General features: G+C 61.3%; 21 protein-coding genes and 2 pseudogenes. 5 read left to right on the plus strand and 18 right to left on the minus strand.

Features of this window, described 5'->3' with window-relative positions; all coding sequences use genetic code 11:
* Positions 1-205: 205 nt before the first annotated feature.
* Positions 206-709, plus strand: a complete 504-nt coding sequence (locus NGR_RS00295; RefSeq protein WP_240545089.1) for a hypothetical protein — start codon at positions 206-208, stop codon at positions 707-709.
* Between the two features lie 667 nt (positions 710-1,376).
* Here the strand turns inward: NGR_RS00295 and NGR_RS00300 are convergent.
* The 6 genes from NGR_RS00300 to NGR_RS00325 form a co-directional block, all read right to left on the minus strand.
* The gene (locus tag NGR_RS00300) at positions 1,377-1,625 is read right to left on the minus strand and encodes a hypothetical protein (RefSeq protein WP_348774917.1); all 249 of its coding nucleotides are present in this window, start codon (positions 1,623-1,625) and stop codon (positions 1,377-1,379) included.
* Between the two features lie 362 nt (positions 1,626-1,987).
* Positions 1,988-2,419, minus strand: a complete 432-nt coding sequence (locus NGR_RS00305) for a PRC-barrel domain-containing protein (protein ID WP_012706142.1) — start codon at positions 2,417-2,419, stop codon at positions 1,988-1,990.
* 138 nt (positions 2,420-2,557) lie between these two features.
* Entirely contained in the window at positions 2,558-3,100 is a 543-nt protein-coding gene (locus NGR_RS00310) for a DsbA family protein (RefSeq protein ID WP_012706143.1), read from the minus strand.
* A complete protein-coding gene (locus tag NGR_RS00315; RefSeq protein WP_012706144.1) occupies positions 3,066-3,578 on the minus strand; it encodes a redoxin domain-containing protein in 513 nt (170 codons plus the stop codon). The genes NGR_RS00310 and NGR_RS00315 overlap by 35 nt, the downstream gene beginning before the upstream one ends.
* Positions 3,579-3,599: 21 nt before the next feature.
* Positions 3,600-4,211 (minus strand): HdeD family acid-resistance protein, encoded by a 612-nt coding sequence (locus NGR_RS00320; RefSeq protein ID WP_012706145.1) that lies wholly within the window; start codon positions 4,209-4,211, stop codon positions 3,600-3,602.
* A 33-nt stretch (positions 4,212-4,244) separates the two neighbouring features.
* Complete coding sequence (locus NGR_RS00325; RefSeq protein WP_012706146.1) at positions 4,245-4,895, minus strand: BON domain-containing protein; 651 nt, start codon at positions 4,893-4,895, stop codon at positions 4,245-4,247.
* A gap of 172 nt (positions 4,896-5,067) precedes the next feature.
* Between NGR_RS00325 and NGR_RS00330 the strand changes: the two genes are divergently transcribed.
* Entirely contained in the window at positions 5,068-5,913 is an 846-nt protein-coding gene (locus tag NGR_RS00330) for an aldo/keto reductase (protein WP_012706147.1), read from the plus strand.
* A 15-nt stretch (positions 5,914-5,928) separates the two neighbouring features.
* On the opposite strand, the pseudogene NGR_RS00335 reads toward NGR_RS00330, so the two are convergent.
* The 6 genes and pseudogenes from NGR_RS00335 to NGR_RS00360 all read right to left on the minus strand — a co-directional run bounded on the left by NGR_RS00335 (position 5,929) and on the right by NGR_RS00360 (position 10,523).
* Positions 5,929-6,227 (minus strand): annotated as a pseudogene (locus NGR_RS00335) (putative quinol monooxygenase).
* Between the two features lie 52 nt (positions 6,228-6,279).
* Complete coding sequence (locus NGR_RS00340) at positions 6,280-7,965, minus strand: cation:proton antiporter (protein ID WP_012706148.1); 1,686 nt, start codon at positions 7,963-7,965, stop codon at positions 6,280-6,282.
* 360 nt (positions 7,966-8,325) lie between these two features.
* The gene (locus NGR_RS00345; protein ID WP_012706149.1) at positions 8,326-8,979 is read right to left on the minus strand and encodes a BON domain-containing protein; all 654 of its coding nucleotides are present in this window, start codon (positions 8,977-8,979) and stop codon (positions 8,326-8,328) included.
* A 192-nt stretch (positions 8,980-9,171) separates the two neighbouring features.
* On the minus strand, positions 9,172-9,675 hold the full coding sequence (locus NGR_RS00350; RefSeq protein WP_012706150.1) for an Hsp20/alpha crystallin family protein: 504 nt from the start codon (positions 9,673-9,675) through the stop codon (positions 9,172-9,174).
* 13 nt (positions 9,676-9,688) lie between these two features.
* Complete coding sequence (locus NGR_RS00355) at positions 9,689-10,069, minus strand: Hsp20/alpha crystallin family protein (RefSeq protein WP_012706151.1); 381 nt, start codon at positions 10,067-10,069, stop codon at positions 9,689-9,691.
* A 13-nt stretch (positions 10,070-10,082) separates the two neighbouring features.
* Positions 10,083-10,523 (minus strand): Hsp20/alpha crystallin family protein, encoded by a 441-nt coding sequence (locus NGR_RS00360; protein ID WP_012706152.1) that lies wholly within the window; start codon positions 10,521-10,523, stop codon positions 10,083-10,085.
* A gap of 188 nt (positions 10,524-10,711) precedes the next feature.
* Here NGR_RS00360 and NGR_RS00365 point away from each other — a divergent pair, with 188 nt between their 5' ends.
* Together NGR_RS00365 and NGR_RS00370 are read left to right on the plus strand one after the other, a co-directional pair.
* Positions 10,712-11,626 (plus strand): DnaJ C-terminal domain-containing protein, encoded by a 915-nt coding sequence (locus NGR_RS00365; protein ID WP_012706153.1) that lies wholly within the window; start codon positions 10,712-10,714, stop codon positions 11,624-11,626.
* A complete protein-coding gene (locus NGR_RS00370; protein ID WP_164923775.1) occupies positions 11,627-11,980 on the plus strand; it encodes a chaperone modulator CbpM in 354 nt (117 codons plus the stop codon). It abuts the gene before it with no gap.
* A 68-nt stretch (positions 11,981-12,048) separates the two neighbouring features.
* On the opposite strand, the gene NGR_RS00375 is transcribed toward NGR_RS00370, so the two are convergent.
* The 4 genes from NGR_RS00375 to NGR_RS00390 all read right to left on the minus strand — a co-directional run bounded on the left by NGR_RS00375 (position 12,049) and on the right by NGR_RS00390 (position 16,072).
* A complete protein-coding gene (locus NGR_RS00375) occupies positions 12,049-12,579 on the minus strand; it encodes a nucleotide exchange factor GrpE (RefSeq protein ID WP_164923776.1) in 531 nt (176 codons plus the stop codon).
* 58 nt (positions 12,580-12,637) lie between these two features.
* Positions 12,638-14,554, minus strand: a complete 1,917-nt coding sequence (gene dnaK / locus NGR_RS00380) for a molecular chaperone DnaK (protein WP_012706156.1) — start codon at positions 14,552-14,554, stop codon at positions 12,638-12,640.
* 141 nt (positions 14,555-14,695) lie between these two features.
* Positions 14,696-15,325, minus strand: coding sequence for a hypothetical protein (locus NGR_RS00385; protein WP_012706157.1), 630 nt, complete (start codon positions 15,323-15,325; stop codon positions 14,696-14,698).
* 90 nt (positions 15,326-15,415) lie between these two features.
* Positions 15,416-16,072, minus strand: coding sequence for a helix-turn-helix domain-containing protein (locus NGR_RS00390; protein ID WP_012706158.1), 657 nt, complete (start codon positions 16,070-16,072; stop codon positions 15,416-15,418).
* A 957-nt stretch (positions 16,073-17,029) separates the two neighbouring features.
* On the opposite strand from NGR_RS00390, the pseudogene NGR_RS33745 reads away from it, so the two are divergent.
* Positions 17,030-17,407: pseudogene (locus NGR_RS33745) on the plus strand (cytochrome c oxidase assembly protein); the annotation flags it as partial.
* 111 nt (positions 17,408-17,518) lie between these two features.
* On the opposite strand, the gene NGR_RS00400 reads toward NGR_RS33745, so the two are convergent.
* Together NGR_RS00400 and NGR_RS00405 are read right to left on the minus strand one after the other, a co-directional pair.
* Entirely contained in the window at positions 17,519-17,851 is a 333-nt protein-coding gene (locus tag NGR_RS00400; RefSeq protein WP_012706159.1) for a c-type cytochrome, read from the minus strand.
* Between the two features lie 11 nt (positions 17,852-17,862).
* Positions 17,863-19,128 (minus strand): PQQ-dependent sugar dehydrogenase, encoded by a 1,266-nt coding sequence (locus NGR_RS00405; protein WP_012706160.1) that lies wholly within the window; start codon positions 19,126-19,128, stop codon positions 17,863-17,865.
* Between the last annotated feature and the right edge of the window lie 52 nt (positions 19,129-19,180).

A 19,180-nucleotide genomic window follows, 5' to 3' on the forward strand; every position in this document is an offset into this window, starting at 1 on the left:
GCCTTTTTGCATCCGTCCCGACCAGCAGCGGCAATTCACGACTACCGGCGCCTCTCCCGCGCGCCGACCCGGCTCTGGGCGACATTCTGCCATTTGCTTCGATGTGCTTGTCGGCCGCTGCCGCTCTGTTACGCATTTGTAAGTTTGATTTTGCATGGGCTCCGACTATGCTCCGCTGTGAACACAACGATATGCAATGAGGACAATGCGGCCGATGACTTCTCTTCCTCGTGTAACCGAACTGACCCGGGAACTCGTGTCAAGGCAGTTCGATGACTTGGGCCCGGAGGCATGTCTGGCGGAAATCACCGAGTGCCTGATGCGAGAAAACCCCGAACTACTGGACATGGCCCGCAAGTGCGCCGCCGACGTCGGCGACGCACCTAAGATCATGGTTGGCTTCGGCATGTTCTATCAGCTGCTAATATCGGCGTCGCTCGACGCCGCCGATAAGCAGATCATGCACCCTTTGCCATGCGTGACGGCAAAGACGCGCGACGCGCTCGTGCGTGAAATCGATGATGATGGTTCCGAAGCGTTCACGCTCCGGGCAATCGAGGATCTGGAACGCACCAATCCTGAGCTCATGCAGATGGCGCATGGTTTCGCCTCGCGTTACAAGGACTACTTGCATGTGATGCAGGGATTTGCCCTGCTCTATAGATCTCTCGATGTCCAGGCAACGACCGACCGCAAATATCTGCACTGACGATCGAGCCGACCGGGCGGAAGAGGCGCTCCGTCGGATCGTGCCGGGTTCATCTTGAACTGGTCACGTCATCCGATGTCACAAGGTCGATGTAGGAATTGCCGAAATGTGTGCGTCAACGACGGTGGCAATTTGCCCCTCATCGGGCACTTCGCCGAAGGGCCGTGGACAATGAGGTAGGTGGGATAGCAGGCCGTTCCAGATTCTCGTTCTCTGCAAGCGCAGGATATTTGCCGGCGCAGACAGCGCCCTCGGCAGCCTTGGCAGACCCCGCGGTAGATTTCTCGTCGCCCGTCTTGCCGAAAAATGCGACGGATCGGCAAAACTCGAATCCACGCGCGCTTGCCGCCCTAGCCGGGAGCATGAGGAGCGGGAGTTGGCATTGTAAGTGATCAGCTTCCCGACTTTGCGTTCTAAAGCCTTGGCGATCATGTCCATGCCGCCGACCAGCTGGACGTCGGCATCTGGAATTCGCGGTTGTCACCAACGAAAACGCTGCGCCCGAGGCGTGAACTTACCACCTCGCGGGAGGGCAACGGTTCGGACGGTTTCGGTTTTCTCGAAAGGCCGCCGCGGTGCACGCCCGCTTTGTACCTGACGCCGCCGCAGAAATCGGTAGCGTTGCGGCTCTCCCCGAAAAGCCTTGGTGGAATGCAGGCAGGCGTTGTTATTGACCTTGATGAAGGGTTCGAGCGCCACATTCAGCGGCGACAGTAATCGAGCACGCCGTGGTGGTGATAAGGGATTCGCCACCGAGCAGGATTGAGATAGTTGCCTTCAGAGAACCCGACCCTTCTGGGCCGCCCAGTTCGGGAGTTCTCGCCGCAAGGGTCCAGTTTCGACCGCCCGCCTGTTCCGGATATTCGAGCGCCACGACCAGATAACCCGCGGCACTTAATTCGGGCGCCGCAGTCATGCCGGCAAGCCCAGCGCCAAGGATCAATATATCACGGCGCTTCCGGCGGTGGTGCCATCTGCGCCAGAAGCTCGCGGCGTGTCAGTATGCGTTTCATTCCGATCACAAATGCCTTCTGTCCGGGTCCAGAATGAGGCACTACGGAAGCCCGGCCAAGCCGGGGATGTAAACCGGCCCGGTACGTACGCCTGGCCGGCCATGCAGAGCGCCTGCACAGTCGCAACTTAGCCGGGTGTCGTTTCGGGCCTTGATGATCATATCTTTTACAGAGACGCAGTTTGCGTCCTCTTCCAAAGTCGCGATTTGCTGAATAAAAACCAACGCCCCTCATTGGGGCGTTGACAACGGGAGAGGTGCGACAATTACTTTTTTTCGTATTTGAACTCCGGAAGCTTCTGCAGCTCTTCCTTGCTTCCCTGGGCGAGCACGATCTTCGAGCCATTCTCGTTGAGCTCCAGCGAATTGTAGGGAATAGCGACGAGGAAGCCGCCAATGCCGAGAAAGCCACCGACCTCGAGAATTGCGAACAAGACCTTCTCGCGGTCGACGATAAGGTCATCGATCGAACCGATCTTCTCTCCCGTATTGTTTTCGACATCTGCACCGGCGAGCTCGGAGGCGCGATAGCCTTTGGCTACTTCCTTCACATCGACGTCGATCACCACGACGTTCTGCGAGAATGCCGGTCGTGTGGCCGATGACAGGAGGATGGCGATCATCAGGAGCATGCTCCCACCGATTGCCAGTGCGAGGCGGAAATTGCGATATTTCTCGGAAGCGCTGTTCTGTTGCATCTCGAATCCTCTGGCTTGGGAGCGATGTCGGCGGGCCGGGCGTAACCCCGTTCCTCCAGCTTCGCGGGCTTCGTGAGAGTTGAACGAAATCGCCGCGACTGCCTTGACGCCTGTCAGTTTCCCCAGCCGCGCTCGGACTCAGCGCACGGGAGCCAGGACGTCCATTGCGGTCTGGATCGACGCTGCAAGCTCCGGCGCAGTGAAGCCGCCCTCGTGCCGCAACCCATTGACGAAGAAGGTAGGCGTTCCGTTGACGCCGCTGCGGACGCCACCGATGAAGTCGGCCTGAATCTTGTCGGCGTGAAGCGAGCGTGCGATCGAATCGCGAAGCCCGATCTGCGACAACTGCAAGGTGCTGGCTATGGCGAACAGGAGCTGTATGCTTAGCCGATGCTGGTTTGAAAAGATGGCGTCGTGCATTTCCCAGAACAGGCCATGATCGCCGGCAAACTCCGCCGTCTCCGCAGCAGTCCCCGCGAACGGGTGGACTTCGATCATCGGGAAATGCCGGAAGACGACAGATAGGGCCTGACCATATCGGTTCTCCAGAGATCGGACGACCGGGTTGGCGATGGCGCAAACGGGGCACTGATAGTCGCCATATTCCACGAGCGTAACGGTTGCGTTCGTTCCGCCGCGCCTGTGATCACGCGGATTGATGGGAACTTTGAGCGTCGACATTTTTCTGCTCCAGGTTTGGCATCTGATCGAGGGCGTCGAGAATGCCGTCCGCTCCGGGGTTGACTGCGACCGGAGACAGGTGGCTCCACGCGATCGTGCCGTTCTCGTCGATGATGAAGAGCGCACGAGCGCTCTCCCCGACATCGTCGCGATAGGCGCCGTAGGCCCGGGAAACCTCTCCCTTGGGATGAAAATCCGCCAGCAAGGGGAAATGGAGGTTCCGGTCCCGGGCGAAGGCCTGGTGGCACCACGCCCCATCCACGGATATGCCCACGAGTTCCGCACCCTTCTTGCGGAACTCGGAAAGGACGTGGTTGTAGAGTGTCATCTGGTCGCCGCAGACCGGACTCCAGTCCGCCGGATAAAAGGCCAGGATCACGCGCCGTCCCGCGAACTCGGACAGGGAAAGCGTCTGGTCGGGCGTCACGCGCAGCGTGAAGCTGGGTGCTTTTGTCCCCGAGGCAAGAATCGCCGACATGTCTTTCCTCCCTTCGACCGGTCAAGCCGTGCCGGAAGTGGCGAGATCGCTCGGCATGCCGGTTTTGTGGGACCGCAGCTTGTACGCCAGGACAAGCAGTGTGGCGCCCAGCACGACCGCGTGCGCGCCGGTCCAAAAGGTGAGCACCAGGGCCCCAATAAAGGGCGAGATGACGAGGAGAATCCCGAACACGACGCTTGCGATGCCGCCGATCACCAGCCAGACGCGGCCATGGTCGATCTTGAGCCGGAATGCCGAGATCAGCATGAACGTGCCCGATACCAGCGCCCATGCCGCCACCAGAATGACGAAGGCAAGAACCGTGATGCCGGGCCAAAGGATCGCAACGGCGCTGGCGACGATGCTGAGGATGCCGCTCAGGAGCAGCCAGATCCAGCGCTCGCCCTTGCGCGCACCGCGCACGGACATGATGATCCCGAATACGCCGTCGACGAAACTGAAGGCGGCAAAGACCACCACCAGCGACACCATCATGAGGAGCGGCATCGCGAATGCGGCAATGCCGAAGAGGATTGCGACGACGCCTCGCAATGCGACCGCCCACCAATTGTTGGCAAGCATGTCGTTCATCGCTTCGGTTTTTGGGCTGTCGGTCGATTGGATGCTTGTCATTGTGCTCTCCGTTCGCGTCCGGGACTTGAATTGTTAGCTGGCGATAGTGATGCGATTGTCGACCTTTAGGACGCCAGGCGCGCGCCAGGCCGCTTCATCGGCTTCCTTGCGCTCGGCCCATGATCGGACCGTTCCTTTAAGGACGACTTCGTCGCCGTTTGCTTCCACGACAATATTGGCGGCTTCGAGCAGCGCGTTGCGCTTCAACGCCTCCGCTATTGTCTGATGAATATCCTCTGGTGAGACGGGAGAACGGACCTTGATCGTGTTGATGACACCCTTTATCCCGCGCACCCGCCGTACGGCACGGGTGACGTGGCGGCTCTGCCGATGTGTTTCGACTTCGCCCTCGAGCCTGACCAAGCCGTCCTTCACGACAACCCTGATGTCGACAAGGTCCGGCAATTCATACAGGAGCGTAGTCACGGCGTCCCTCGCGATGTCCGGATCCGGGCGCTGGCCGATCGACGGCAGGCGGACGTCCAGATCGTTGGCCACGCCGAGCACGCCGGCCACGCGCTTTGCCACGTCCTCGGCTTCCCATTTCTCGTTGAAGCTCTTGACGAAGCCCGTTAGGGTAACAGCGCCATCCTTGACCGTCGGGACGATGTCGTTGGCGTCCAGGGCCGGGTCCCACTGGAGTTCGCTCTCGACATCGGTCCTGATATCTTCGTCGGATTTCATGGTCGCCGGCTCCCTGCCGACGACCAAATTCTGCACGCAAAATCCGTGTCCGTCGGCATTTCAGGTCCGAACGTTAGAATTGCTTCGCCGCGGAGGCCTTGATGACCGTCAGTTTTGAGGCGATGCTTGGCCGATAGGATCGCAGCGACCCGGCCCAACAAGGGAGCCTGCCATGCCTTCAACCATCAGGACAACGCGATTGCCGGCGGGTGACCAGGTACCGGTTCTCGGCCAGGGGACGTGGGGCATGGGCGAGAAGCCGATCCGTCGCACCGACGAGGTGGCCGCGCTCAGACTGGGTCTGGATCTCGGCATGACGCTCATCGACACCGCCGAGATGTATGGCGACGGTGGCGCGGAAGAGGTGGTAGGCGAGGCCGTTTGCGGGCGGCGTGACGAGGTCTTCATCGTCAGCAAGGTCCTGCCAATCCACGCGTCGCGCCTCGGCGTGACGACCGCGTGCAACCAAAGCCTGCGGCGCCTGCGTACCGACCGGATCGACCTCTATCTGCTCCATTGGCGCCTCGGCACGCCGCTTGCCGAGACCATCGCGGGCTTCGAGGCGCTCAAGGCGGCCGGAAAGATACGCCATTGGGGCGTCAGCAATTTCGATACCGCCGATATGGTTGAGGTTGCCGGCGTCGCGGAGGGAAAGAACGTGCAGACCGACCAGCTGCTCTACAATCTGAGGAGGCGCGGCATCGAATATGACCTCCTCCCCTGGTGTCGCGAACGCGGAATCCCGGTGATGGCCTACTCACCCGTCGAACAGGGCGTCCTGGCGGACGACGGACGGCTGGCCAGGGTCGCCGATCGATACGGCGTGAGCCGCTCGCAGATCGCGCTTGCCTGGGTCTTGCGCCAGGACGGTGTCATCGCCATTCCGAAGGCAAGCAAACAGGATCACGTTCGGGAAAATCGCGCCGCGCATGACATACGGCTTATTCCTGCGGATCTGCAGGAACTCGATCGCTCCTTCCCGCCCCCGACAGCGAAACGCCCGCTAGAGATGATATAGAGCGTCCGCGTCGGTTCATGGCAGCTTGGTTGCGACCACCTCGATCTTTTCGATCTGAGGCGGCTGCGGAAAAGCTCCTCCGCACGCGTCCTCAATGCATCCGCAACCTTTCCAGCAAGATGGGCGTCGCGGGCGGCATCGTCCGGGAATGCATCGAAGATGCCGTATGTCATGGGACCCATCTTGACCGCGAACCAGGCTTTCGTTGACGGTTCCGCCTCCACCAGCGGCAAGGTGCTCTTGAGGAATTCTTCAACCCTTGTTTCGAAACCCGGCTTGGCTTCCAGCCGCACATACCGCGCCTTTTCGACCACGAACGTCGACTTTCTGGACGTTAAAATTTGTTCACGCCCCGAGCCAATTCCCTCAGCGCTTGATGAGCTCCGCCCTGACCGTGCTTACGATGCAGGCTGCCTCGTCCTGTGTCTTTCCACAGAACAGCAGCGCCCGATCCGCAAGGCTCAGGCCAGCCGCGAGATTTTCCGGGAACACTGCGGTCGCGTCGAGCTGCGAGAAGCGCGCCATGTTGAGATCGTCGGCAGTCGAGACAAGGGAGGCCGGCGCTGGGTCGAGTGTCTTTATCTGATGCAGGATGCGCTCCACCGCTCCGTGACGATCGAAGGTGAGGATCACCAGTTGCGCTCGGTCCAGCCCCGCTGCCTCGAGAATGCGGTGGTGTCTTGCATCGCCGAACACGACCTCGTGACCTTGTCGGCGCGCAGCACGAAACCGTGTCAGATCCAGTTCGATGGCGATATAGGCGATGTCCGCCGATTCCAGGACAGTCGCCACGAGGCGGCCGACGCGACCGCAGCCACAAAGGATGACGTGGTCGTGGAGCCCACCGCTCAGAGCACGGATCGATACTTCAGTCGCTGCGATGCGGCGATCACGATGGCCGAAAGGCCATTCGGCCCAGTGGTTGCGCTGTATTACGAGTGGGGCAAGGCCCATCGTGAGGGCCAAGGCAATCAGCGCGGGCTGGCCCAGGTCGGGCGACACGAGGCCGGATTGGAGTGCAAGCGTGATAAGGAGCAATCCGAATTCCCCACCATGCGCAAGAATGATAGCGGTTCTCGCCGACGCTTCCCGGTGCGCTCCGGCAAGCAGGCCGGTCATGAAGACCAGGAGAGCCTTTACCGGAACAAATACGAGCACCCACAATATGATCGCACCAGGAAAGCGCGCTATAGCCGACAGATCGATGCTCATGCCCACGCTAATGAAGAACAGGCCCACCAGCACGTCACGGAATGGCCGGATATCTTCCTCGACACGATGGCGGAATTCGCTTTCGCCGATGACCATGCCCGCGACGAAGGCGCCGATCGGAGGGGCCAGACCCGCAAGATGTACGGCATAGGCGGTACCGAGCGCGGTGATCAGCACCCACAGCAGGAAGAGGTCAGGGGAGCGGGTCCCGAGAACCCACGAGAATCCAAAATGGATCAAAGGCCGCGCGATGATGGCTGCAGCGGCAAGCGCTGCGGCGGCCATGGCCATCTGTTTCAGAATTGCTATCGGAGCCGCCGCTCCGGCGCTGGACCAGGCGTCCGCGAGAATGAGCAGGGGCAGTGTCGCCACGTCTTGGAAAAGCAGTATCCCGAGCGCGAGCCGCCCGTGCCGGTTGGTAATCTCGCCCTGCTCGGCGAGTTGCTTCAGCGTAACGGCCGTCGACGACATGGCGATTGCACCGCCCATGATAATGGCCGGCTGGGCTTGCGCGCCTGTCAAGACAAGTCCGGTAGCAACAAGCGCCACTGTCATGCTGACCTGCAGGCTGCCTGCAACAAGTACGTCCCATCGCGCGCCGAGAATCGTTGGAATCGAGAATTCGAGGCCAACCATGAACATGAGGAAGATCAGGCCGAGTTCCGCGAGAAAACGCGTATCCTCCGCGGATTCGATCAGATCGAAGCCATGCGGCCCGAGTGCCACGCCGACGACCAGGTAGCCCATGACGGCGGGCATTCGCAACGCGGTGAGTATGCCCACCGTCAAGCCCGAAGCCGCGACGAGGATCAACGTTCGGGCCAGCAGGAAATCATTCATTTGCTATCGCGAGGGTCTGCGACGGACGCGCTCGAGCATGTGGGAGCCAGGCGCGAACTGCTCTGCGGTGGAGTCACGGCCCGCCCCGGCGTCGGCGCGTCGGCGCGCGGATCGACCTTCCAGGAAGCGGACTTTTGAGGGAAGCCTTGCGTTGTAGTTGTGGCGGGGTTGCCAAGATGCATGGGAATCCACCAAGGCGGGTCGCTCGCAGGAAATGACTGGATGCGGGCCCGCTCAACTTGGTCGGGTTTCACTGTCTCCGGCTGATCAGGTTTCCGCTTGCGGCGCAAGTCACAAGCTCCTCTGTCGAGGATACCAGCCGGACAGACGAAAGCCCGGCCGGTTTCAACGTCGGATGTATCAGGGAGATATGGTGATTCGGTTCTCAACCTTGGTGACGCCAGGTGCCCTCCAGGCCGCGCGCTCGGCCTCCTGTCGTTCCGCCCAGGAACGCACTGTACCGGTGAGGGTTACCTCGCCGCCGCTGGCGGTGACCGTCACGCGGCCCGCATCGACTTCCGCCATCCGCTTCAGCGCCTCCTCGATCTTGGACTTGATCTCCGATGGAGCGACACGCGGTTTCAGCATTACCAGGTTCGAGATGCCCTTGACACTCCTTACCTTACGCACGGCCGCTTCCGCGCGATAGCGTTGATATTCCCACTCGGCATTTCCTTCGAGGGTAACCCAGCCGTTTTTCACAACGACCTTGATGTTCTCGTGGGAGTAGGGAAGCTCGCTCTTGATCGCCTCGACGGCAGCACGAGCAATCTCAGGATCGGGTTTCTCGTGGAGGGACGGCAGCCGAACCTCTATATCATTGGCGACACCAAGCACGCCCTTGACACGCTTCGTGGCTTTCTCGGCCTCATATTTCTGGCTGTAGCTGCGCACAAAGCCGCTCAGCGTGACGACCCCATTTTTCACCGCCACTCCGATGTCGGAAGCATCGATGTCCGGATCCCATTTGAGTTCACTTTCCACATCACGTTTGATGTCGCTATCTATTCTCATGTCGTGATCCTCCTTAGCCTGTGCTGTAAAGGCGGTCTTGCCTACGCAGCATTGTGAAGCTAGCGCATGTGTGCGGCTGCCGACCTTGACGGCCATCAGTTTTCGTCCGGGTGTTCGCCATGGTCGGAATGAGAAAGTCCGCAACCTGGGGGACGATTGCGGACAGTTGGACGGATCGCGGGAAGGGAGGGGCTAACCCACCTGGACGGGAACGTGCTTTGTATTGGCTTGAAATTTCTCGGACTTTGGAATTGCGATCGTCAGCACACCGTTCCTGAAAGTGGCCTTTGCAGCGTCTGGATCGACGCCGTCCGGAAGAGGCACAGTCCGCTCGACGGCGCCATAGATTCGCTCCCGGACAAGGACGCCGTTCTCCTCGGCTTCACGATCGGACTTCTTCTCGCCGCGGATCGTCAACCGGCCATCACTGATGGAGACGTCGACATCCGCGTCGCTCATGCCCGGCAACTCTGCCGTGACCGTAACCTCCTTGTCGTTGTCAACGACATCCACACGGACAGTATCGGTCTCTTCCAACCGTCCGAGCGCCGCAAACGGGTAGGGTACCGCGCGCCAGAAGTGGTCGAATGCGCGATCGACGTCCAGTTGCAGCGCGCGCATCGGGTCGATCGGCGCGGTTCGCGATGCGATGTCGCGACCGGAACCCCGCCATGGAACGAGATCTTTGATTTTCATCGAGATGCCTCCTTTAAGCCGCCTTAACGCTGATCTTGGCGAGCGACGGCGCCGCTTTCGGTAGAGTGAGCCGAAGCACACCGTCCTTGAACACGGCCTCGATCTTATCCATTTCGATCGGCTCCGAGACCATGAAGCTGCGTTCATAGGTGCCGTCGCGGTACTCGGCGTGAAGCAACGAATAGCCTTCAGGTGCGCTGGACGCCGATTGCGCCGAAATGCGCAGAACGCGATTGTCCAGGGTCACATCGAGGCTGTCGGGATTCGCGCCGGGCATGTCGAGCACCATCTGAACGGCGGACGTGGTCTCGATGATGTCGGTCGGCGGAGTGTAGACAGGCGCGGTCCGCGTGGCTTCCGCTTGTGCGGTTCCGTTGGTTTCGTGGTCGGTCATGGCGGCATTCTCCTCAGGAGCGGCTGACGTTGATCTTGTGTGGCCGGTCCGCTTTCGGCCGTGGCAGGTCGAGCCGCAGCAGGCCGTTGCGGAACTTTGCCGTGGCGTGGTCGCCGTCGACGCGGAAGGGCAGGATGAGATTGCGGGCGAATGCGCCGGTAGCGCGTTCCTGGCGGTGGATGACGGCGTCTTCCGCCAGCGGTTCGGCGGGGCGGCTGCCGCGTAGCGTCACCATGTTCTGGTGGACGGCGATGTCGAGCTCCTCCGGCGCAACGCCAGGTATCTCGGCGGTGACCACGGCTCCGTCGGTCCCGGCCCAGATGTTCATCAAGGGGAATTCGGGAGGCGCAGCAAGCCGCAGATTGTCTAACAGCCGACTCATGTCCCTCTGCGCAAAGCGCATCTGGCGCAGCGGGTCGAGCCAACGCCCCGTGTTCTCAAGGTGGTGCAGCATGCCAATCTCCCTTTTGCTTCGCATTTCGCATAAAGCGTCGATACCTCCCAAGGTGCGTCCGCCCCGACCAGGCGACATTGATGACCGTCAGTTTACCGCTGCGGAAATTCGGTTAGTTGCTTTCGGCGTCCCGATGCAAGCCACCAGCGGCCTTCCTCCTGCCGAGGAGACGTTCGCGAAGGATAAAGATGCCTATGAACAACGGCGATCCCTACGAAATCCTTGGCATCAAGCGCGATGCCTCGCAGAAGGATATCCAGGCGGCCTATCGTCGTAGGGCAAAGAAGCTCCATCCCGATCTCAACCCCGGAAACAAGCAGGCCGAACAGGACTTCAAGGACCTGTCTGCGGCCTACGAGATTCTGCGCGATGAGGAAAAGCGCAGCCGCTTTGATCGCGGTGAGATCGATGCGACGGGTGCCCAGAAACCCGAACGTCGCTACTATCGCGACTTCGCCGACGCCGGCGCAGGCAGCGCCTACGAGAACGGTGCGGGCTTCGCGGATTTCGGCGCCGACGACATCTTTGCGGAATTCTTCTCGCACCGCGGGCGTAAGGGCTCCCGCATGCGCGGCACCGACGTCCGCTATTCCATGGAGATCGACTTTCTCGAGGCGGTCAACGGCGGCACACGCCAGGTGACGCTATCCGACGGCGAAACGCTGGAAATCCGCATCCCACCTGGCGCGCGAGACGGGCAGACTCTCAGGCTGCGCGGGAAGGGCGGCGCCGGCGAAGGCGGAGCGGAGACCGGTGACGCGCTTATCGAACTCCATGTGCGTCCCCATCCCTTCTACCGGCGCGAGGGTGACGACATCCACTTGAACCTCCCGATCTCGCTTGCCGAGGCGGTGCTCGGCGGCAAGGTCACGGTGCCGACGCCCGCCGGCCCGGTGATGGCATCTGTGCCGGAGAATTCGTCGAGCGGCAGGAGGCTGCGCGTTAAGGGAAAGGGCGTGGCACGACGAAACGGTACCCGGGGCGACGTCTACGCAACGCTGAAGATCGTGCTTCCGGAAAGGCCGGACCCTGAACTGAAGGCATTCATGACCAACTGGTCGGCTGGCAAGAGATACAATCCCCGGCAAGGGATGGGGGTATAGATGATGGACTATCAGGAATTCGCCCGAGATCTTCGTATCGATATGGAAAGACTACAAGTCTTCATCGACCGGGGTTGGATATCACCCGCTATGCCGGAGGGAAGGCCAATGTTCCGGGATGTCGACCTTGCACGTGCCGCCCTAATAGCCGATCTCGCCAACGAAATGGGCGTCAACGACGAAGGCGTCGATTTGGTGCTGGATCTGCTCGACCAACTTTATAGTCTGCGATTCGCCTTCAGTAATCTGATCGACGCGCTGGAGGTTCAGCCGCGCGACGTCCGGCGCCACGTCGTGAATGACGCACAAAAGCTGAACAGGCTGACCCGACGGGGATTGCGCTCCCTTCGCTGAGATTTCATTGAATGTGTGCATCGGGAGCCGAATCTGCCAGGAGGCTTGCAATAGTAAGGGGCCTAGTTTCATGCCAAGTCATCCCGCGGCGGCCCGCCGTGTTGACTTCCGCGGACCGCGACGCCGACCATCGCCGGACGAAGCACCCGGCCGTGAAGCATATAGCCGGGCTGTAGCACCTCGACGACCGTGCCTTCTGCGGCTGTTGCGTCGGGACGCTGGAAAATGGCGTGATGATGGTGCGGGTCAAAAGCCTGCCCGAGCGGATCGATGCGTTGCACGCCATGCCGGGCAAGGGTCGCCAGCAGGTTGCTCTCGGTGGCCTCCACACCTTTCAGGAGTGGGTTGACCACGTCGTGGCCCGAAGCCTCGGACGGCACGCTCTCGATCGCGCGCCGTAGATTGTCGAGCGTGTCGAGCAGGTCTCCCATCAGCTGCGAGGCGGCAAACTTCACCGCGTCCTCGCATTGGCGCTGCATCTGCAGGCGGATGTTCTGCTGCTCGGCCACGGCGCGCAGCAGCCTGTCCTTCGTTTCGGCAAGTTCGGCCTGGAGAGCCGTCAGTGAAGCCTGGTCCGCGACAGTTTCGGCGGCCGGCATCTCCGCGTCGGGTCCCGATTCCGCAGCTTTCGGCCCAGGCTTTTGTCGGTGGCGCTCGTCAGCCATGGCGTTGACCGTCCTTGTCGTCGACTTCCTCGAAATCGGCGTCGACGACATCGTCACCAGAGGAAGTGCCTGACGAGTCCCCTGCACCCGAGGTTGAGGCGCCAGAAGCCTCATGCACCTTGGCGCCAAAATTGACCGAGGCGATCTGCAAGGCCTTGGTCTTCGCCTCGATCTCGTCTACCGAGTCTCCGGTCATTGCCGACTTGAGCTCGTCGATGGCTTTTTCGACGGGAGCCCTGTCGGCGGACGGAGCCTTGTCCTTCGCTTCGTCCAGCGCCTTCTGGCTCGCCGCGATCTGCGCGTCTGCTTGGTTGCGTGCCTCGACTAGTGCGCGTCTTCTCTTGTCGGCCTCCGCATTTGCTTCGGCCTCCTTCACCATTCGGTCGATATCCGACTGCGATAGTCCGCCGGAGGTCTGTATCTTGATCTGCTGCTCCTTGCCCGTAGCCTTGTCCTTTGCCGTAACATTGACGATGCCGTTGGCATCGATGTCGAAGGTGACCTCGATCTGCGGCACGCCGCGGGGGGCGGGTGGAATGCCGACAAGATCGAACTGGCCGAGCAGCTTGTTGTCGGCCGCCATCTCACGTTCGCCCTGGAAGACCCGGATTGTGACGGCGTTCTGGTTGTCTTCAGCCGTCGAGAAGATTTGGCTCTTTTTCGCTGGAATGGTTGTGTTGCGCTCGATCAGCCGGGTGAACACTCCGCCTAGTGTCTCGATGCCCAGCGACAGCGGTGTTACGTCGAGCAACAGGACGTCCTTGACGTCTCCCCGTAGCACGCCTGCTTGAATGGCCGCGCCGATCGCCACGACCTCGTCCGGGTTGACGCTCTTGTTCGGTTCCTTGCCGAAGATCTCAACGACGACTTCCTGCACCTTGGGCATGCGCGTCATGCCGCCGACGAGGACCGTTTCGTCTATGTCCCCCGGCTTCACCCTGGCATCCTTCATCGCCGCCTTGCAGGGTTTCTCGGTGCGCCGGATGAGGTCGTCCACCAGATCCTCCAGCTTCGCCCGTCTGAGTTTGATTTCGAGATGCTTGGGGCCGTTCTGATCGGCTGTGATGAAGGGCAGACTGACGGTCGTCTCCAAGGCGGACGAGAGCTCTATCTTGGCCTTTTCTGCCGCCTCGCGAAGTCGTTGGAGTGCCAGCCGGTCGTTGCGCAGGTCGATTCTCTGGTCCTTCTGGAACTCGTCCGCCAGCCAGTCGACGATGCGCTTGTCGAAATCCTCGCCTCCAAGGAACGTGTCGCCATTGGTGGCCTTTACTTCGAACACTCCGTCGCCGATGTCGAGCAGCGAGATGTCGAAGGTGCCGCCGCCGAGATCATAAACCGCGATCTTTGCGGCCGTTTTCTTGTCCAATCCGTAGGCCAGTGCGGCGGCGGTCGGTTCGTTGATGATGCGCAGCACATCGAGCCCGGCGATCTTTCCCGCGTCCTTCGTCGCCTGGCGCTGGCTGTCGTTAAAATAGGCCGGCACGGTTATGACTGCCTGGCTGACCTTCCCACCAAGATAGGCTTCCGCCGTCTCCTTCATTTTCACCAGGATGTGGGAGCTGATTTGGCTCGGGCTATATTTCTTTCCCGCGACCTCGATCCACGCATCGCCGTTGTTGCCCTTCACGATCTTGTAGGGGACGAGCTTCTTGTCCTTCTCCACGATCGGATCATCGTACCGCCGGCCAATCAGGCGCTTGATGGCAAAGATCGTGTTCTCGGGGTTGGTTACGGCCTGACGCTTTGCCGGCTGCCCGACGAGGATCTCGCCATCCTTGGTGAACGCCACGACGGACGGAGTGGTGCGACCGCCTTCGGCGTTCTCGATAATCTTGGCCTGCGTGCCCTCGATCACCGCGACGCAGGAATTGGTCGTGCCCAGATCGATACCGATCACCTTGCTTGCCATACTCGTATCTCCATGGAAATTCCGCGGCTCGCCGCAGACGTTGCAGGTGTGCCTACAACCAGAGTCTTGCCGATGGTTTCGGTCGCCGGCCTTGACGGTCGTCAGTTTCATGGTTTTGAAGTTTCAGCGGTGAACCAGCGGTTAGCCGCCAAGCCACGGATCGGGCTTGACTTTCGAGAGCGGAAGGTCGTCCAGGCGCTTGTCGATCTCGATTTCGTGGACGCGGATCGCTTCGCCGCCAAACCTGGCCAGGATTTCCTGCGCCTGCGCCTCCTTATCCGGGTCGCGAGTACGCACCCACACCACGATGCCTCCCGACATTAGTTGAAGCTCCAATTCTTCGGCCTGCTTCTTTCCAAGAAGTCGTATGGCAGAGGCGCCGATGCCAGCGCCGACAGCCCCGGCGGCTACGGCAGCAGCCGCAACAAGCGCCAGGCTTCCGCCTGAGGCTACTACGGTCATCGCCGCCGTCGCAGCGCCTAGATAGAATAGCATGCCGGCGACGCCGGCGGTCGCGGTGGCGATGTCGTCGCGGGCGATATAGGCGCCGCGCGGCGTTCCGGGCACATCGGCAATTTCCTCGGAGGGTACGTACAGCGTGCCCAGACGCTGGCGCACGGTCTCGATATCACCCATGATGTCGATGTCACCGCGGTCGAATCCGGCGTGAAGCAACGCCTGGATCGCGTCCTCAAGGATCTCCTTCCCGTGGAAGACCGCGGCGACCTCGCGGACAACAAGCCGTTCAAGTACATCGTCTCCCTCAGCCATTGCAGCAACCTCGTTGTTAACGCCTGCCGGCTAGATGACGAACACTGGTGTGCCGTGATCGCACCGCAAATGCGGGAGCGCCGGCCACCCCTATCGGCTCGGCCTTCGCATGATTTTGATGTGGCGCGGACCCTGCAGGGAAATGACGCCGCTCTCGCGCAGATCCGTGAAGGCGCGGCAGACCGTTTCGGCGGAGATGCCGAGCATGTCGGCGATGTCGTAGCGCGAGATGGGCAGCGCGAGACTGTCGTCCTTGCCCGCTGAAACACGGTCGTGAAAGTAGACAAGGAAATGTCGGACCTTTTCCTGTGCCGTCACCGTGCCGATGACAAGCATCTGCTCCTGTAGCCGTTCCAATGCTTCGAAACTTTGCACTATGATTTCGCGAGCCGTCGCGGAGTCCTCTTCGGCGAGCGCCTCGACACGCCAACGCGGGTAGCAGGCGATTAATGTCTGGTCAGCGACGGCCTGGACGGCAAATCTATGATGAACGCGGGAAGTGAAACCGAAAAGATCTCCCGGCAGGTAGATGTCGACAAGCTGCCTGCGCCCATCGGCGCGCGTGAGATATTTGCGAGCCGAACCTGAAATCACACGGTACCAGGTGTCGTTCCTCTCCTCCTGGCCGTAGATGTCCTGGTCGCGACGGAAACGACGAAGATGAGCTATGGACCGGAGCCGGGGGGGCTCGGCCGGTGCCCTTGACAGGCGCTGCGATGGGAAAGGTACAGCGGGAGCGTCAACCATTTTGGGGTTCCTTCCTATTGGCCCCCCGCAAGCTTGGCCATCACCATTGACCACAGTTCCTCGGAAGGATATTGCGGGATTCCCCGTAGGGTAATGACCCGTAGCACCATGCTATCGTTCGGTCTCCTTGAATACTGACGGCCGTCAATGCAGCCTTGCCTTTTAGTCCACAGCCTGCGGCGCCACGCCTAAGTTCTCATGTGAAGGGCGGGAAAATGCCTCAGGCTGGCATGTCTCACCGAGGCGCGCGTCACCGCGCGTTCCATCTTTCGTATCGCCATTGGGAGTGTCTTTGCGCTGCGGTTGCAAATGCCGCGCTCCGTATTGCGCGTCTTTGTCGAGTCGGGATGACCGGACCGGGCAACTGGTCCTGGCCTGTCCTTCGCAGCGCAACGGAATTCGGGCAAACCAGGGAGTCGGCTTCTGGCCGGAATGTCAGTCTGCTGCTGACAATCCGCACGCTGCTCTCCGGTTGTTCGGGGCCGCAGTCCACGCTGGATCCCGCTGGTCCTCGGCTGCGTCGATACATTTCTTGGGCATGATCATGTATGCGGGCGCGCGGCGGCAGTCACCTTGCTGGTCGTCGTGCTGATGCTTGGCCCATTCATGCGCAGGCGGGCGAGACGGGTCGGCAGCTGCTCCTTCATCTGGGGCGGCGGCGTTGTTCTACCGGCGCCCACGCTCACCGCTCTCGTGCCTTATGGGATGACTTCGGTCACGAGACCCGGGCCTCGACCGGGGCCGGACAGTCTAGCAGTCGACATCACCGGAAACCGTACTGGTGGGAAATTTCCTACCGCATCGACGGCGGCGCGCCGTGCCCGACGTCTACGTATTCCCCTCGCCGAGCCGGTTGAGGTGGTTCTGGCCACGAGGGACGTCATCCATAGCTTCTGGATTCCGAGCCTGCTCTTGGACTTCTCCTCTGGGCCTCGGGGATCGATCCCGTGGCAGCGCATGGATCCGACGCCGTGGGTCCGGCGGCGTGGTGGCGAATCTCGAACTCCGATCCGTTCGTTTCGTCCCCTTGCTGCTGACGGTCTGGCTTTACGCGCTCTGTGTGAAAGCCCTTTGGTCTCGCGCCGGGCATCGGACGCGGTAGTGCCTGCATGCGCTGTCCTTCACGAGCGCTGGCCCTTGCCGCCGCGCTTGCTTCGCCTCTCGATTTGCTGTCCGGGACGACTTCTTGCGGCGCATATGGCGCAGCACGGCCTGCTGGTCGCGGTCGCGCCGCCGTTTCTCGTTTTGGGCAAACCGGGTGTAGCGTTCGTCTGGGCGTTGCCGCCTTCATGGCGGGAACGCATCGCGACCTCCACCCGATGGCGGCTTTGGGTCGCGCTCGGCCGCTCGGTCTCCCAGCCACTTTGTCTACCTCGGCGTCTGCCTGATAGTCGCGAGTCGTCTGGTCGTCACGATGGAGGCGCGGGCGAAGCTCCGTACGCGGCCTTAGAGGTCGGGCATTTCCACGGTCACCTTGAGTGCCGCATACCAGGCCGCGAGGTCGGCGATCTGCTCGTCGCTGAGGCCCTTGGCGATGATCGACATCTGCGGATGGTCGCGCTCGCCAGACCGGTACGCGTTGAGTTCCTTGGTCAGGTAGATCGTGCTCTCGCCGGCAAGATTCGGAACGTCGGGCATCCTGCCTACGCCGTCCTGGCCGTGGCAGGTTGCGCATTGCCCGACGATCTTCTTGCCGGCGGCCGGATCGCCAGCGATCGCGGGCGGCGTGGTTTCTAGCGCCAACATGACGGTGAGTGTGCAAACGACAATGCGGAGCATTGGCTTTATCCCTACTCGGCGGGAGGAGGTTGATAGGAAATGCGATAGACTGCGCCGGCAAGGTCGTCGGAAACGAGGATTGAACCGTCGGAAAGCTGCGCGACGTCGACTGGCCGACCCATATATTCGCCGCTCGGCATCAGCCACCCCGCGGCGAACACCTCCGGCTCGCCGGCGTTTCCGTCCGCTTCCACCGGCGTGAACATGACGCGGGCACCGACCGGCACTGTGCGGTTCCATGAGCCGTGCTGGGCGGAGAAGATGCCTCCGCGATATTTCTGCGGAAACTGCGCGCCGGTGTAAAACATCATGCCGAGGTCGGCGGCATGCGCCTCGAATTCGAGGACCGGCGGCACTGCGTCGGCTGGCGGTTCGGTATCCTGGTACTCCCTGGTGCGCACGAGGCCGCCGCCATACCAAGGGAAGCCGAAATGTTGGCCCGGCTGCGTCGAGCGGTTAAGCTCGCCAGGAGGGGTGTCGTCGCCCATCCCGTCGACCTGGTTGTCGGTGAACCAGAGTTCCGTCGTCTCCGGGCGGAAGTCCATGCCGACGGAATTGCGGATGCCGCGGGCGTAGACTTCGCGGTTCGCGCCGTTGCGGTCGAGCCGGATTATACCGGCCATGCCGACCCGGTCGTAAGTCTCCAGTTTTTCAGGTGGCGGGACGTTGTAGGGTTGGCCGAGCGCGATGTAGAGCTTGTCGTCGGGGCCGATGTCGCACACGCGCGCGGTGTGGTTGAAGGATTCCTCCTCCGGCGGGATGAGCTCACGCTGCGGGACCACGATTTCGACCGCAACGTCTGGGCTTTCGTAGAAGAATTCCGCCGCGGGAAAGGCCAGCACGCGATTCTGTTCGGCGATGTAGAGGACGCCGTTCCTGGAAAAGCACGGTCCATTTGGCACGTTGAACCGGATGGACGGCGCGAAGCGCTTCACCTCGTCCGCCTGCCTGTCCTTGTCGCGATCGGTCGCGACCCAGACCTCTTCCTTGCGTGTTCCGACGAAGACAGCCACGCCCTGCGGTCCAATGGCGATGTGACGAGCATCGGGCACGACCGCGAAGAGGTCGATCGCGAATCCTGGCGGCAACGTGATCTGCTCGAGATTCATCTTCAACTGCCCGGCATAGTCGCCGTGCTGGTCGACGGGTTGGAATGCTTCCGAACTGGTCCCCGTCTTGCCGAATTGTCTGAGCGTCCCGATAGAGTCCGATTGACCGAAGGCAGGGCCCGCGCCGAGCGCCATGATTGCCACCGATGAAAGAAATCGTCTGGTCATGACAGCCTTCCTCGCTTCTGCTGACCCCGGAGGGATGTCTCTCGGATCGGAA

The organism is Sinorhizobium fredii NGR234 (assembly GCF_000018545.1).
Lineage (GTDB): Bacteria > Pseudomonadota > Alphaproteobacteria > Rhizobiales > Rhizobiaceae > Sinorhizobium > Sinorhizobium fredii_A.

Coding starts and splice junctions, on each gene's coding strand:
- NGR_RS00295 (WP_240545089.1), top strand. CDS start 206: ATGCGGCCGATGACTTCTCTTCCTCGTGTAACCGAACTGACCCGGGAA.
- NGR_RS00300 (WP_348774917.1), bottom strand. CDS start 1,625: ATGACTGCGGCGCCCGAATTAAGTGCCGCGGGTTATCTGGTCGTGGCG.
- NGR_RS00305 (WP_012706142.1), bottom strand. CDS start 2,419: ATGCAACAGAACAGCGCTTCCGAGAAATATCGCAATTTCCGCCTCGCA.
- NGR_RS00310 (WP_012706143.1), bottom strand. CDS start 3,100: ATGTCGACGCTCAAAGTTCCCATCAATCCGCGTGATCACAGGCGCGGC.
- NGR_RS00315 (WP_012706144.1), bottom strand. CDS start 3,578: ATGTCGGCGATTCTTGCCTCGGGGACAAAAGCACCCAGCTTCACGCTG.
- NGR_RS00320 (WP_012706145.1), bottom strand. CDS start 4,211: ATGACAAGCATCCAATCGACCGACAGCCCAAAAACCGAAGCGATGAAC.
- NGR_RS00325 (WP_012706146.1), bottom strand. CDS start 4,895: ATGAAATCCGACGAAGATATCAGGACCGATGTCGAGAGCGAACTCCAG.
- NGR_RS00330 (WP_012706147.1), top strand. CDS start 5,068: ATGCCTTCAACCATCAGGACAACGCGATTGCCGGCGGGTGACCAGGTA.
- NGR_RS00340 (WP_012706148.1), bottom strand. CDS start 7,965: ATGAATGATTTCCTGCTGGCCCGAACGTTGATCCTCGTCGCGGCTTCG.
- NGR_RS00345 (WP_012706149.1), bottom strand. CDS start 8,979: ATGAGAATAGATAGCGACATCAAACGTGATGTGGAAAGTGAACTCAAA.
- NGR_RS00350 (WP_012706150.1), bottom strand. CDS start 9,675: ATGAAAATCAAAGATCTCGTTCCATGGCGGGGTTCCGGTCGCGACATC.
- NGR_RS00355 (WP_012706151.1), bottom strand. CDS start 10,069: ATGACCGACCACGAAACCAACGGAACCGCACAAGCGGAAGCCACGCGG.
- NGR_RS00360 (WP_012706152.1), bottom strand. CDS start 10,523: ATGCTGCACCACCTTGAGAACACGGGGCGTTGGCTCGACCCGCTGCGC.
- NGR_RS00365 (WP_012706153.1), top strand. CDS start 10,712: ATGCCTATGAACAACGGCGATCCCTACGAAATCCTTGGCATCAAGCGC.
- NGR_RS00370 (WP_164923775.1), top strand. CDS start 11,627: ATGATGGACTATCAGGAATTCGCCCGAGATCTTCGTATCGATATGGAA.
- NGR_RS00375 (WP_164923776.1), bottom strand. CDS start 12,579: ATGCCGGCCGCCGAAACTGTCGCGGACCAGGCTTCACTGACGGCTCTC.
- dnaK (WP_012706156.1), bottom strand. CDS start 14,554: ATGGCAAGCAAGGTGATCGGTATCGATCTGGGCACGACCAATTCCTGC.
- NGR_RS00385 (WP_012706157.1), bottom strand. CDS start 15,325: ATGGCTGAGGGAGACGATGTACTTGAACGGCTTGTTGTCCGCGAGGTC.
- NGR_RS00390 (WP_012706158.1), bottom strand. CDS start 16,072: ATGGTTGACGCTCCCGCTGTACCTTTCCCATCGCAGCGCCTGTCAAGG.
- NGR_RS00400 (WP_012706159.1), bottom strand. CDS start 17,851: ATGCTCCGCATTGTCGTTTGCACACTCACCGTCATGTTGGCGCTAGAA.
- NGR_RS00405 (WP_012706160.1), bottom strand. CDS start 19,128: ATGACCAGACGATTTCTTTCATCGGTGGCAATCATGGCGCTCGGCGCG.